This is a genomic window from Hyphomonas sp. (assembly GCF_018402285.1).
Classification (GTDB): Bacteria; Pseudomonadota; Alphaproteobacteria; order Caulobacterales; family Hyphomonadaceae; genus Hyphomonas.
Genome location: NZ_JAGYJH010000006.1, coordinates 115,838 through 129,264, shown reverse-complemented (window position 1 = coordinate 129,264; position 13,427 = coordinate 115,838). Strand labels below are relative to the sequence as shown.

Sequence of the window (13,427 nt, the reverse complement as noted above, 5' to 3'; positions counted from 1 at the left end):
AAGGGGGGGCGTCTGCACAGGATATCAGGACGCTTATTCGTGATCCTGATGCTCGCTACAGCCAGCCTGGCAGCGATGATGGCAACCATGACGCTGGCATTTCCGACCGCCACGCACCCTCACCTTCAAATGCATACAGTCTTCAAAGACCAGGATATGATTCGCGGTATATTCGGATGGATGATGCTGTACTTGGCAGCCCTGACCCTGAACCTGGCCATATATGGCCAAGCCTGCATCGCAAACCGCATGAGACATGCCAGAAACCGATCCGCGCCACACCTTGCGTCTCAGATCATCCTGATGGTCGCTAGTATAAACTGCGCGGTGCAGGGCCTTGTCCTGGGGCAATTCATGATGATGGGGATGTCGACCATCGGACTGGCCACCGTTGCCACCAATCTCTGGTTCATGCTCCGAAGTAATCCGTCTCAGACTGAATGGCTGACGGAACATATCAAGGCACTCGTGGGAACCGGTATATCCGTGTACACTGCTTTTTTTGCTTTTGGGGCAGTACGCTTGATGCCCGAATTGGCTCTGTCTCCCTTGTTGTGGTCCCTGCCTCTTGCGGTGGGGCTCGGCCTTATTCTCTACCATCAGAGAGCCGTCACGGCGCACATCCGCAGTTCCCGGTCGCGAGCCCGGAATTGATGGTCCGGCGGCGCGTACTGGTGATCGGCGCGGGAGCAGCCGGTCTTGCCGCGGCGAGCGACCTTGCCCACTCGGGCATGGATGTCACCGTTATCGAAAAGGAGGCCTGCGAAGGAGGCAAGATGCGTCAGGTGCAAGTGGGGGCCCACCTGATCGATGCAGGCCCTACCGTGTTCACAATGCGCTGGGTGTTTGAAGAACTTTTTGCCCGGGGCGGGCAGGATTTCGCCTGCGCGCTGAAGATGATCCGGGCACCCCTTCTGGCCCGGCACTCCTGGCCGGATGGAACCTGTCTTGATCTTCATACGGATATCATGGCCTCTGCCGAAGCGATTCGCAGCTTTGCGGGCCCGCAGGAGGCAGCCGGATACCTTGCCTTCATGACTGAGTGCCGCCAAATCTACACGACACTGAAGGACAGCTTCATGTCGGCTCAGAAACCGTCGCCGATCGCGCTTCTGCATCGGATCGGCAGCCTGACCGCGCTTTGGCGCACACGTCCTTTCGAGACATACTGGTCAAGGGTATCGCATCACTTCAAGGACCCAAGGCTGAGACAGCTTTTCGGGCGCTATGCCACCTATGTCGGTTCATCTCCCTTCAGGGCGCCCGCCACCTTGATGCTGATTGCCCATGTCGAACAGGACGGCGTCTGGCTTCTGCCGAAGGGAATGAAATCCCTCGCCACCGCCATCCGAAACCTTGCAGAAGCAGGCGGTGCTCAGTTTCGTTTTGGAGAGGAAGTCGACGCCATCCGCCTTCGAGCAGGGCGGGTCAGCGCCGTCCGGCTGAAATCAGGCGAAGAACTGGAGGCTGACGCAATAGTGTTCAATGGTGATGTATCCGCACTTGGATCAGGCCTTTTTGAAAAGAACGACAAACCACCGATACGCACCGTACCTGCCCGCCAGCGGTCCCTGTCAGCTGTGACTTGGTGTCTGCGCGCCAGGACCACCGGATGGCCACTTGCCTATCACAACGTCCTCTTCGGGGATGACTATGCTGATGAATTTGATGCGGTGTTCCGGCGCCGGGAGATCACACCCTTCCCGACAGTCTATATCTGCGCACAAGATCGCCTCCAAGAGACAACGCCAGAGGGCGAAGAACGTCTTCTCCTTCTGATCAACGCGCCGGCCGATGGTGATATTCACTCAGCCGAAATACAGGACCGGCTGTCTGCATCAGACAAACTGCATGATCAGTTGAAGCGCCATGGCCTGATCCTTGAGGCCAATGCCGATAAGGCAGTAATGACCGGACCACAAGGCTTCAACAGCCTGTTCCCGGCCACGGGAGGCGCCCTTTACGGGCTTGCAAATCATGGTCCGATGGCGAGCTTCGCCCGCCCCGGAAGCAGGACATCCATACCAGGCCTCTACCTTGCCGGAGGCTCTGCCCATCCCGGCCCCGGCGTGCCGATGGCAACCCTCTCGGGCCGACTGGCTGCGGCCAGGCTTCTTGAAGACCTGGAGTAGTTTATCCTGGAATCAGGAAACTGCACCCTGCCGGCACCATCCGGCCGCATCAGGAACCAGCCTGTCGACAACCTTTGCTGAGGAAAGAACACTTGGAACACCAGCGCCAGGATGTGTGCCTGCACCTGTAAGGTAGAGCCCTTTCACATCAGAACTGACATTATGCGGACGGAACCACGCGCTTTGCAGAAGTTTTGGCTCAAAGCCAAAAGCAGCCCCCTTTGTGGACAAAAGGCGTTCCCTGAAATCGACAGGTGTCATCAGCCGCTCAGTCACGATGGAGTCCCTCAACCCAGGTAGCATGACTTCCTCAAGTCTGGTTGCAATCTGGTTTCGGTACTCCTCGGCACTGACGGCCCAGTCAGTCTGCGAGTCGAGATTCGGCACCGGCGAAAGGACATAGAAACTGTCGCAACCCTCTGGCGCCAATGATGGATCACTGGCCGTCGGCCTGTGCAGGTACAGGCTGAAATCATCTGCCAGAACCTTGCGCCTGAAAATATCCTTTAGCAGCCCTTCATAGCGCGGCCCCAGGACAATCGTGTGATGGGGACAGTCCTCATACCTGCGATTTGTTCCGAAATACCAGACAAACAAGCTCATCGAGTAATCAGCTGCCGCAACCTTTCGGTCAGTCCAGACCCGGCGCGGTGTATTGCGAAGCAGCCTGGAATACGTCCAGCCTGTTTCAGCGTTTGATACAACGAGATCGCAGGAAACGATTTCCCCGCTGATAAGTCGTATGCCGACGACATGGCCTTCCCGCGTCAGAATCTCATCGACCTCGCTGTTGAAGCGCAGCTTGCTCCCCTGCTCAGTTATCAGCTTCACAAGACCACGCACCAGCGCGCCTGTGCCCCCGATCGCATAGTGAACGCCCCATTTACGTTCAAGATGCGAGATCAGACAATAATAAGAGGTCGCCGCAAAAGGATTGCCTCCAATGAAAAGAGGGTGGAAGGAAAAAGCTATCCGGAGCCTTTCATCTGAGAAATAGTCGGATACCTTTGCGTAGACTGAACGCATCCCCCCAAGGCGGATCATGTCGGGCGCAGCCTTGACAAGGGTCGACAGGCGATGAAAGGGCTCCTCGGCAAGGCGCGTGTACGCTGCGGCAAAGATCTCTTCGCTGGCCTTTTTAAAACGCTCATACCCCTCCAGATCTTCTGGACACAGACGGGCAATTTGAGCGCGCGTCCGTTCCTCATCCGCACACGCCTCAAAAGCAGTGCCATCATTGAACCGGATTCGATAGAAAGGATCGATTGGCCTGAGGTCGATGTCATCCTCAAATTTGCGACCGCAGATCTCCCAGAGCTCCCGGAACAAATGCGGTGCTGTCAGGATCGTAGGGCCTGCATCAAACACGAAACCATCCTGGTGAAATGTATAGGCCCTGCCACCTGGCGCATCGAGCTTTTCAAGCACGGTGACCCTGTAGCCCCGGGCGGCAAGCCGTATCGCTGAAGCCAGCCCACCAAAACCAGATCCAATGACAACAGCATGTGGCCGCCCAGAATTGACCTCCGGAGCCGCCGCAGAACCTATGCCAGTATCATCACTTCTCATTAGCGCATTCCCAAATTGATCGTCTTAACCCCCTACCCATCGCCGGCGCCCCCGTCCTGAGACATAGTCTCTCCGGCTGAAGCGCCCAACCATTACGAAGAACCCGAGGGCTTGCTTACTGATGCGCCGCGATGTCCAGCCAGTTCCTTGCGTGTGCGCCAGACGCCATAAACCGCCAGACCCAGCGCCACAGGTACGGCGAGCCCCATCGCGAACTTCGGATCAACATCAATCCCGATCGCCGCCAGCCCGCCCGCGAAGTAGCCAACAACTCCAACCATGTAATAAGTAATCGCCGCCACCGAGAGACCCTCAACGGTCTGTTGAAGCCGCAACTGTAGTTCTGCGCGGGTGTTCATGCTTTCGAGGATCTGGCGGTTCTGCAGCTGCAGGGCCTTGTCCACCTTGGCCGAGAGAAGCTGAGCGGCGCGGTCGACGCGCTCCGAAAGTGCAGACTGGCGGCGCGATATGGAAATGCAGGTTTCCATTGCTGGAGCGAGCCGGCGCTCGGTAAACTCGTGAAACGTCTGCATGTCCGTCAGGCGCTCTTCCCTCAGTTCGCCGATCCGGCGCTGCACGAGAGCGTAATAGGCGGCGGCGGCGCCAAACCTGAACTGGGTCTGTGTGTGGCTTTTCTCGATCGCCGCTTCCAGGGCCGTAAGACGGTTGAGGAGTTTGGCTTCATCGTCCACACCGGCCAGTGTCATGGCTTCGGTGATTTCGGAGAGTTCTGCCTCCCAGGCCGAGAGTTTCGGAACAAGTGATTGCGCAACCGGCAAAGCCAGCAGGGCCATGATGCGATAGGTTTCGATCTCCAGAAGGCGCTGCACGATACGGCCCGCATGCCAGGGGGTCATTGTCCTGTTCAGAAGCAGAAACCTGGAGAACCCGTCTGCATGCAAACGAAAATCAGTGATGGTGATGCCTGCGTCCCCTGCAATGGCTGCGCCGATCAGTGCATTCGAGCTGAAATACTGCTCGGAAAGGGCGCCGGTCGCCGGGATGTCGCCATCGCCCGGAAGGAGCGCGGCATGTGTCGCAACAATCAACTCTCCCGGCAGAGACTTGATCCAGTCGGCTGGTGCGGCGCTGATCGCTGAAGGCGAAAACGCGTCGCCGTTTCTGGCCGGCACAATGAAGGTATATCGGGTAAACTCCGTATGCCGCTCCCAGATCAGGCGAAAATCCTTCAAATCGACACTGTAATGCTTGACGCCCGGACCGGGCGGTGTCGCGCCATAGCGGCGGGTCAGTTCCGCGACAACTTCCTGATCCTTGTCCGAATACGGCCAGCCCGTCGTAAGGGCGATGCAGGACAGCTTCACGGACCCGCTGAGGGGTTCCGGCGGGCGGGCATGCACTTCATTGCTGAGATGAAAGCGTTGTCCGTGGCTTTCGGGCAGAGTGATCATACGTGCGCTTTCATCCGTTTGCTGTCGCAGCTCTCCAAAACAGCGAGAATCTTGGCAGCAAGCAATTCGGGGTCTTCCTCATGGGCGAGATGTCCCAGACCCCGAAGCGGAACGTGCTGAACATTTGACGCGCGGCGCGCCAAGGCCACAGCTTCTGTCGGGGAAACTGCGTGATCGCGATCACCTGTGATCAACACGAGCGGGCAATTGGCGCGGTCGATGTCTGATTCTATCCTCGACACGTCCCAGTTTGCCATCATGCGCATCGCGCCGCGCACGTGGTAGGGTGAGGCGAACAGGCGCGTATAGATTTCAAGATACGGACTTGACGGCTCAGACCCGGTTGACCGGATCAGGCGGGCGACTCTCTCCTGATCACGCGCGCTCCTTGAGATTGCAGATACCATCAGTGGGCTGATGGTTACGGCTTTCGCAATCATCGGCCCGGCCAGACCGGCAATCCCGGGCAGTGGCCGCAAAGCGCCATTGAGACCCACTATGGCTCTGGGCGGCCTGTTCATTGTTGCGGCAAGGCGAATGGCGATCGCGGCGCCTGCAGAATGCCCTACGATATGATCGGGGTGGAAGCCGGTGTGGCTGAGCAACTCCTTAAGAGAAGCCGCCATTCCGGGAAGTGAACTGTTTGCGGGTGAGGCAGATCGGGTGAAAGCGTGCCCGGGCAGATCTGCGGCCAGGACATCGCAACTGCCGGCAAGCGCCGGGAAAAGACCCGCCCAGGAATGTGTTGAGGCGCCGGTCCCATGAATAAGAAGCACCTTTGGCCCCGCGCCCGCCTGCTGGACATGCCACCGGCAGCTACCGGCGTCCACAAACCGGCTGAACGCCCGATTAGGCCAGCCAGGCCCCTCTTTCAGCCAGTCAAGAGATCGGGTCATATCATTCCCCTCAACTCAGCAATACGTTTCGGACTGTGTCGGAAACTGACTTTCCGTCCGCAAATGGCAGAGGGCGGTAGAGCGCTCCCATTTCCTCGCTCAGCCGCCGGGCATCTGCATTGGGACGTCGCGACGTATCAAGAAAGAGAATGGGCAGATGCGCTCCTTTCAGGCGGCGCGCCATCCGGTTGGCATCCGCCGAGGCGCCCTCGCGGCCACTGGCGCCGTCGAGCCCCACATTGGCCTGTCCATCAGACAGAAAAACGATGTAGGGGCTTCGCCGGCGGCGCAGTTCCTGTTCGCTCAAAATCTGCGCCGCCGAAATACCTGCAGCGAGGGGTGTCCCCCCGCCCCCGGGGAGGCCCGCAAGGGATCGCTTGACACGCGTTAATGACCGGGTCGGTGGAAGCAGGACTTCAGCAGACTGACGGCGAAAAGCCAAAACCGCTACGGATTCGCGGCGCGCATAACAACCGCTCAAAAGAAACTCGATGGCGCCCTTGGCTTCTGCGAGACGGTTCATGGCGGCAGATCCCGAAGCGTCAACCGCGAAAATGACGACAGCTTCGGATCTGTGCCGGAAACGTTTCAGACGGAAGTCGGTCGCCCGGATCGAAATCGTTGCGCCCCCTTCCCTGCGGGGCCTGATCTTTTGCCAGGGCGCTGCGGCACGCAAAGTGGCGATGAGGTCCAACCGTCCCTGCCGCCGAGGATCACCGGCGCGGGCGTCTATCCGAGATCCGCGTTGCCATGAATCGATCATGTCGCCGGACTTTCCGCTCGCCACCTCACCTTTGATCCGTCTGCGATTCTTTTGTCTTTTCACGTCTGCATCAATTTGCGCCGCATAGCGGGCGGCGGAGATCATGATTTCTGCCAGATCATCCATCGGTTGATCGTCGCCGCCATTGTCTTTCTGGTCGGCTTCTGGTGGTGGTGGTGGCGGTTCCCTGTCTTCTGGATCGGCAACCATCATTACGCGAGGACCGAGGACGAGGCTTGCGGCAAGCTGAGCGTGTTCGTCCTGCACGCAGGACGCACCCGCAAGCGCGGCAATGCCCCGCATGCTGGCACAGGCAAAGTCCAGAACACGCAGATCGGAAATGCCCAGCGTATCGCAGGCTGTTGCCATCGCCTCGATGCAGCGCTCCGGCAATTCCACATTCACCAGAGCCTGCCGGGCTTTGCCAAGGCTGACATCATCGATCGTTGACACCCACAGCGGCGGAAGGAACGCACCTTGCAGCCGGAAGGCAATGCGTGTCGCCAGAATATCAGGAACGCTTTCGCTCTCATCAGCTGTGTCCGAGAGAAGGAGGAGGACAAACCGCGCTGGCGCGCTCAGCGAAATGCCTTCGCGTTCAATCGAAATGCCAGCACAATCCACGGCGCGCGAAATCTGGGCAGCCGTTCGCCGCGGTAATCGCTCCGCCATCGGAATGACGATACATCCTCCGTCTGCGGCAGAAAGTATACCTGTCTGTGTTATCGGGCGCCCTGCCGCAAGCGTCGCCGCCAGGTCCAGGCCGCCAGAAAGCCCGTCATCCGATATACCAACCGGCAGGCGCCTGGCGCGGGCTTTGGTGCTTGTCCAGCCGGAAAGCTTTTGGCTGAGTTGCGCCGCCGCATCTGGAGAGGCCCCATCGACGATGAGGCCGCCAGTTCGCGACGGCAGCAGCGAGGCCAGCGCCAGCATAAGGTCAGCCTTGCGGGCAGCTTCTGTTTGCAGTGAGGCAAGTGTTTCCCGGCATAGTCCTTTTGCTTCATCGAGGTGGCCGGGCAGTATCATGAGACAAGAACTTCCGCCATCGCGCGTTCGACACGCACCGAAGCATCCGTGTCGTCCAGCGGATCCTTCCGCAACCTGTGGCGCAGCGCGGAAACGGCCACCGACTTCAGCATTTCCTCCGAAACAGTTTCTGCCCCATCGAGCGCCGCCCGCGCCCGGGCTGCGCGCAGCAGCGTCAACTCTCCCCGCAGACCGTCCGCCCCGAGTTTGCAACAAAGCTCGACAGCCTTTTCCAGGATCGCTTCGGGCACTTCTATGCAACCCATTAGGGCGCGCGCCCGGGTGATCTGCTCCCGAAGCTCGCCCGTTGCATCCGCCCAGACTTCGATAAAGTTATCCGGGTTGCGCTCATACGCATCGCGGCGCCGGACAATCTCGATACGTTCTTTCATTTCCGATGTCGTGCGCACGTCTACACAAAGACCAAACCGGTCCAGTAGCTGAGGGCGCAGGTCCCCCTCCTCAGGATTTCCGCTGCCTACCAGCACAAAGCGGGAAGGATGCCGGATGCTGAGCCCTTCGCGTTCGACAACATTCTCACCGGAGGCCGCGACATCCAGGAGCAGGTCCACGAGATGGTCATCGAGCAGATTGACTTCGTCGATGTAAAGAAAGCCCCTGTGAGCACGCGCGAGAAGGCCAGGCTCAAACTGCTTCTCACCATGCGCAAGCGCGCGCTCAAGATCCAGAGCGCCGGTCACACGGTCTTCTGTCGCGCCCAGAGGCAAGTCCACTACCGGCGCCGTGACCCGCCGCGTCGCGCGCCTTCCGGGCTTTGAACATGCCTCGCACATTCCGGCGCTCGAGTCCGGCGCGCAGTTGAACCGGCACCCCTTCACTATGTCGATTTCCGGCAGTAGTTCGGCCAGCGCACGGATCGCGGTGGACTTCCCCGTACCCCGGTCACCCAGCGCCAGCACGCCCCCGATGGAAGGCTCGATGGCGGCCATCATGAGCGCGTCCTTCAGGTCCTGCTGGCCCACGATGGCCGCAAAGGGAAATAAAGTCACAAGCAGGCCTCGCATCAACACAGGTTGACACCAGCGTATGTCAACTTCGAATACAATAAAAGCCGCCTGACAGGATCAGGCGGCTTTAATTTGCGCTCATTGAGCGTTTCAGGTGATCAGGTGGGGTTCTTGAGATAGGCAATCACGTCTGCGCGGTCCTGCGGATTGCGCAAACCCGGAAACACCATGATGGTGCCAGGAATGTATGCCTGCGGATTTTCAAGGTATTCAAACAGATTTTCCTCGGTCCAGACGACATTGGATTCGGCGTTGGCTGAAGAATATTTGAACCCGGGAATGGTGCCCGATTCCCGGCCGACAATCTGATACAGCGACGGGCCGACATTGTTCCGGCCTTCCTGCACGGCATGGCAGGTCATGCACTGCGCGAACACACGCTTTCCTTTCGCCGGATCGCCGGTATAGGCCGCATAGCCTGTAGCAGCCGGATCAGCCGGAGCTGAGGCTTCGGTCGGCTCAGCTGTGACCTCTGCTGCCGGTTCGGCAGGTGGCGTTTCTGCGGGCGCAGGCTCTGCGGGAGCTGCTTCTTCCGGCGCAGTCGCAGGTGCCGGTGCCGGGGCGCTTGTGTCAGACCCGCCACAAGCAGCGAGAATGATTGCCAGGCCGCCCAGTACCGGGACTGCCAGTGTACGCAATGTTTGGCGCATTTAGTTCCTCCTTTTCTTACCCTGTTATGAGGGAAGATAGCTCATTCCGTCTTGCCGCCAAGAATCAGGCGGCCAATAAAGTCCGGTCTCTCCAGAGACGGAGCGCGACCGAATGCCGATCCATATAGTGGCGTAGCCAGATAGCGTACCTATCCGGTCTCAGGCGGGCATCCCGCTCAAGTTCCTCGAGCGTAACCCACTCTATCTCTTCGATTTCTTCAGGGTTGGGCTGGGGGATTGAGAACTGCGGCCAAAGAACAGATGCGGGATCTCATTTTCAATCATCTGATTGTCGAGCTTGGCGATATACCTGCTCTTGAAACCATAGACGAGCGGCACCTTAAGTCCGGTTTCCTCTGTGAGCCGCCGCGCAGCAGCCTTGCCTGTGGGTTCGCCTGGCCTTGGATGGCCACAGCAACTGTTGGCCCATTTGCCGGCGGAGTGATATTTGCCCGATGCCCGCTTCTGGATCAGGCATTCTCCCGCGTGATTGAAAACGAATACCGAGAACGCTCGATGCAGGAGGCCTTGCTCGTGAGTTTGCAGCTTACCGCCAGGGCTGAAAGCCCTGTCCGCCTCATCTACAAGTATTACCTGTTCAGCCTGGTCGTTCATCAGAACGTTCTCCGGAACGCTTCGATGCTGATAATTCATTGACACCTTGTTGTGTCAATCTGTTTTTACTATTCTACCGTCCAGCCGCGCGGCGTTGGGCGGGCTTCAAGGGTAATGCCAACTTCAGTTACCGCCGGGCTGTTTGCCGGGCGCATCTTGCGCGACGCAGAAAGGCGCATCGCGATGGCCGCTGCCGCGAGCGTGATCCCGGCAATCGCGGTGACCAGAGCAACGAGGCCTGCCACCAGCACCAGCATCAAGCCGGCGAGCAATTGTGCGGTCAGGGCAACCGCCCCGCGAAGGGCGGAGATCAGGCTGGTCATCGGATCGGAAGGGGCGCGTGTCTGTACCATGAGGATCACTTTCACCCATTAAGATGGCGCGATGATGGCGGAGCGTCAACGCAGGCAAGGCAATCTTCGCACCATTTGCCGCAAAGGGGCTTAATCCTGACGCACCAGCAGGCCGCGCTCGGCGCGGATCTTGGCGTAGGCAGCCGTTATCGCCGCCGCCTTGGCATGGAGGCTGCCTTCAAACTCCCGCGGAGCCCCCATCTGTACGATCCGGTCAGGATGATGGTCCGCCATCAGGCGCCGGTAGGCCAGGCGGATGTCTGTGAACTCTGCATCATGGGCCACGCCGAGCACGTGGTAGGGGTCGTCCCGGTCTGGGCCGAGATGGCTGGCGCGAATGCGCCGGAACGTCGCCTCGCTGAAACCGAAGGCTTCAGATACCGTGCGCAGGTATTGCAGCTCCGGCTGGGTTACGACGCCGTCTGCCCCCGCGATCTGGAAGAGGCCATCGAGAACGCCCTCCAGCAGGCATGGTCGGTGGCTGTAGCGCCGCCCGATGCGCCGGGCATAGGATTCGTAGCCCTTCACTGTCTGGCGGGCGAGATTGAACACCCGCCGGACGTTCTCTGCCTCCTCGGGCGGGGCACGGAAGACGCGGGCGAACACCATGATCTCCCGGTCGGTGACCTGGCCGTCAGCCATCGCCATCTTGGCGCCAAGGCCGACAACGGCTGCCGTGAACCCGACATCATTGGCATCAGGCGCGCAGGCTTCAGGGCCCGGCGCCGGATCGGGGTCAGGTCCATGGTCGAACAGGCGCCGGCCACTTTCGAGGAGTGTCATCCAAAGGCTCATGAGCAAACCAAGTTATAACAGCCAATTGCGGGCTTTGGACAGAGAGCGTTTCTGACAAGCCCGTGAAATGTCCCGTGATTACGGACAGATGCTTCTGTGGTTCCGGGCACCGGTTCATTAAAGATCGGTCATGATACAAACCATATCGTATTTCATGTCGTAGAGGATATCAGCTGCCCATACTGGCAGCGCATGTTCAGACAGACAGGACAGACTCATGAAAATGCTCGTTACCGCGGCCGCTGCCGCGCTTCTGATCGCCCTGCCCGCCACAGCCGGCCATCATGGCGACAAGAGTGAGAAAGCCGAAAAGGCTGAATCCGCAAAGGGCGACTACGTTAAGCCTACCTCCGACATCGTTGAAACCGCAGCCGCCGCGGGAAGCTTCTCGACGCTGCTGGCAGCTGCCGAGGCCGCTGGCCTGGTTGACGCTCTGAAGGGCGAAGGTCCGCTGACCGTGTTCGCGCCCACCGACGAAGCCTTTGCCAAACTTCCGGCCGGCACGGTTGAGTCGCTTCTTCTGCCAGAGAACAGGGACGCGCTCGCAGGCATCCTGAAGCTGCACGTGATCGCAGGTAAAGTTAAGTCCAACGACCTCGCCGGGAAAATGCTGGACGCCGAAACACTCAATGGCACGGTTTCGATCGATGGAACCGACGGCGTCCGCGTCAATGGCGCGACCGTTATCACGGCAGACATCAGGGCCTCCAATGGCATCATTCACGTGATCGACACGGTGCTTCTGCCCGCAAGCTGATCGCGCAGCGCCTCAATACCCCTCCATCCTACCCCTGACTTTGCCCGGGCCTTTGCGCCCGGGCATTTTTTGCAACCCGGCGAGGCCCCATCGCCTCCATGGAGGGTCTTTGAGACCTCGGGAACGGTTCCCACGCCGCGCCGTTTTCACCTCAGACAGAACGAGCCCGGATGAGGCATGTCGGAGGAATTGAGGATGAAATCATTTTTCGCTGCCACCAGTGCAGCCTTATTGATCGCCCTGCCAGCACCGGCAGAAACAGATTCAACCGGAACGGTCACTGCCGGGTTTGGCCTTGGGCAGTCCGGCGCCTTAGCCGCCCTTGATCCGAATACTTCTGATACCCTGCTCGGCAAAGCCGTTGGAGCAGGAAAATTCTCGACTTTCCTCCCAGCTGTGGAAGCGGCCGGCGCAGACGACGGCTGCGACAGCCGGGCAAATACACTGCTTTTGCGCCAACAGATGAGGCCTTTGCCAAGCTGACCGCAGGCGTCATGGAAACCCTGACGCGCCCTGAAAATCGGGCGGAGCTGATTGCTCTGCTCAGGATGCAAGTTGTCGCCGATGAAGCCATCATAGCCGAGAAGGCCAATGGTCAGCAATTGATGGCACGGATCCCTCTGCCGTAGTCTGGGTAAATGCGATGGTTGTCGATGGTCGGGACATCCGGGCCTCGAACGGTGTCGTCCTGGCAATCGACACTCTGCTTCTGCCTGCAGGCTGACAACGCAGATTAAAGCCCGGACAGGTTCGGGAACCATCCCGCCCTCTCTCCGTCCGTTTCATACACCGGCCTGAAACAGGGCCCGCTGTTTGCGTGAAAGGAAAAAGATATGAAGATGTGTATTTCAGCCGCGATGGCTGTCTTGATGGTCTCGATGCCAGCATATGCTGGCGGATCGCTTGCAGGTCCGTTGATCCCGATAGCTCAGTATTCTTCAGCGCAGGATGACGGCGATCTGCTGGAAGCTGCAGAGCGGACCGGCGCATTCGCCACACTTCTGGAAGCGGCTGACTCTGCGGGTCTGCAGGAAGAACTCAAGGGGGCTGGTCCCTTCACTGTGTTCGCGCCGACAGATGCCGCGTTTGCAAAAATGCCTGCGGGGGCCGTTGACTCTCTCCTGAAGCCGGAGAACCGGGACCAGTTGATCAGTCTGCTCAGGATGCATGTTATTTCCGGGCAAAAGCTGACAACCGCAGATATCGGAGACCAGAAACTGACGGCGCAGACCCTCAACGGTCCGCTCGCCATCGATGCCTCTGATCCGATATCCGGCGTCCGGGTAAACAACGCGGCAGTGACGTTGTCCGACATCGAAGCTTCGAACGGCGTGATCCACGCCATCGATACTGTTCTTCTGCCCGCTCGGTAAAGGGCGGCCGGGGAATACCCCGGTTGTGGGCCCCGTCTGGACCTGAAATCCAGGCGGG

General features: G+C 59.3%; 15 protein-coding genes. 6 read left to right on the top strand and 9 right to left on the bottom strand.

Going from position 1 to position 13,427, the window contains the following annotated elements; all coding sequences use genetic code 11:
* Positions 1–48 precede the first annotated feature (48 nt).
* Together KG722_RS12380 and crtD are read left to right on the top strand one after the other, a co-directional pair.
* Positions 49–654, top strand: a complete 606-nt coding sequence (locus tag KG722_RS12380) for a hypothetical protein (protein WP_366910251.1) — start codon at positions 49–51, stop codon at positions 652–654.
* Positions 654–2,132, top strand: coding sequence for a 1-hydroxycarotenoid 3,4-desaturase CrtD (crtD, locus tag KG722_RS12375; RefSeq protein WP_213272090.1), 1,479 nt, complete (start codon positions 654–656; stop codon positions 2,130–2,132). Before KG722_RS12380 ends, crtD begins: the two co-directional genes overlap by 1 nt.
* Positions 2,133–2,144: 12 nt before the next feature.
* Here crtD and KG722_RS12370 read toward each other — a convergent pair whose 3' ends face one another.
* The 9 genes from KG722_RS12370 to KG722_RS12330 form a co-directional block, all read right to left on the bottom strand.
* Complete coding sequence (locus KG722_RS12370; protein ID WP_213272089.1) at positions 2,145–3,701, bottom strand: phytoene desaturase; 1,557 nt, start codon at positions 3,699–3,701, stop codon at positions 2,145–2,147.
* 92 nt (positions 3,702–3,793) lie between these two features.
* The gene (locus KG722_RS12365; RefSeq protein WP_213272088.1) at positions 3,794–5,113 is read right to left on the bottom strand and encodes a DUF3422 family protein; all 1,320 of its coding nucleotides are present in this window, start codon (positions 5,111–5,113) and stop codon (positions 3,794–3,796) included.
* Entirely contained in the window at positions 5,110–6,009 is a 900-nt protein-coding gene (gene bchO, locus KG722_RS12360; protein ID WP_213272087.1) for an alpha/beta fold hydrolase BchO, read from the bottom strand. Before bchO ends, KG722_RS12365 begins: the two co-directional genes overlap by 4 nt.
* Positions 6,010–6,019: 10 nt before the next feature.
* On the bottom strand, positions 6,020–7,444 hold the full coding sequence (locus tag KG722_RS12355; RefSeq protein WP_213272086.1) for a VWA domain-containing protein: 1,425 nt from the start codon (positions 7,442–7,444) through the stop codon (positions 6,020–6,022).
* A gap of 350 nt (positions 7,445–7,794) precedes the next feature.
* Positions 7,795–8,823 (bottom strand): magnesium chelatase ATPase subunit I, encoded by a 1,029-nt coding sequence (gene bchI / locus KG722_RS12350; protein ID WP_300998493.1) that lies wholly within the window; start codon positions 8,821–8,823, stop codon positions 7,795–7,797.
* 101 nt (positions 8,824–8,924) lie between these two features.
* Positions 8,925–9,476 carry a cytochrome c family protein gene (locus tag KG722_RS12345; protein ID WP_213272084.1) on the bottom strand — a complete coding sequence of 184 codons (552 nt, stop codon included), beginning with the start codon at positions 9,474–9,476 and terminating at the stop codon, positions 8,925–8,927.
* A 201-nt stretch (positions 9,477–9,677) separates the two neighbouring features.
* Positions 9,678–10,091, bottom strand: a complete 414-nt coding sequence (locus KG722_RS12340; protein ID WP_213272083.1) for an NUDIX domain-containing protein — start codon at positions 10,089–10,091, stop codon at positions 9,678–9,680.
* A 68-nt stretch (positions 10,092–10,159) separates the two neighbouring features.
* On the bottom strand, positions 10,160–10,444 hold the full coding sequence (locus KG722_RS12335) for a hypothetical protein (RefSeq protein ID WP_213272082.1): 285 nt from the start codon (positions 10,442–10,444) through the stop codon (positions 10,160–10,162).
* A 90-nt stretch (positions 10,445–10,534) separates the two neighbouring features.
* The gene (locus KG722_RS12330; protein ID WP_300998492.1) at positions 10,535–11,227 is read right to left on the bottom strand and encodes a molecular chaperone DjiA; all 693 of its coding nucleotides are present in this window, start codon (positions 11,225–11,227) and stop codon (positions 10,535–10,537) included.
* A gap of 229 nt (positions 11,228–11,456) precedes the next feature.
* Between KG722_RS12330 and KG722_RS12325 the strand changes: the two genes are divergently transcribed.
* The 4 genes from KG722_RS12325 to KG722_RS12315 all read left to right on the top strand — a co-directional run bounded on the left by KG722_RS12325 (position 11,457) and on the right by KG722_RS12315 (position 13,369).
* On the top strand, positions 11,457–11,996 hold the full coding sequence (locus KG722_RS12325) for a fasciclin domain-containing protein (protein WP_213272080.1): 540 nt from the start codon (positions 11,457–11,459) through the stop codon (positions 11,994–11,996).
* Positions 11,997–12,191: 195 nt separating this feature from the next.
* Positions 12,192–12,479 carry a hypothetical protein gene (locus KG722_RS15220; RefSeq protein WP_300998491.1) on the top strand — a complete coding sequence of 96 codons (288 nt, stop codon included), beginning with the start codon at positions 12,192–12,194 and terminating at the stop codon, positions 12,477–12,479.
* Entirely contained in the window at positions 12,371–12,625 is a 255-nt protein-coding gene (locus KG722_RS15495) for a fasciclin domain-containing protein (protein ID WP_366910250.1), read from the top strand. Before KG722_RS15220 ends, KG722_RS15495 begins: the two co-directional genes overlap by 109 nt.
* A 204-nt stretch (positions 12,626–12,829) precedes the next feature.
* Positions 12,830–13,369: a fasciclin domain-containing protein gene (locus tag KG722_RS12315; protein WP_213272079.1), complete on the top strand. Its 540-nt coding sequence runs from the start codon at positions 12,830–12,832 to the stop codon at positions 13,367–13,369.
* Positions 13,370–13,427: the final 58 nt, after the last annotated feature.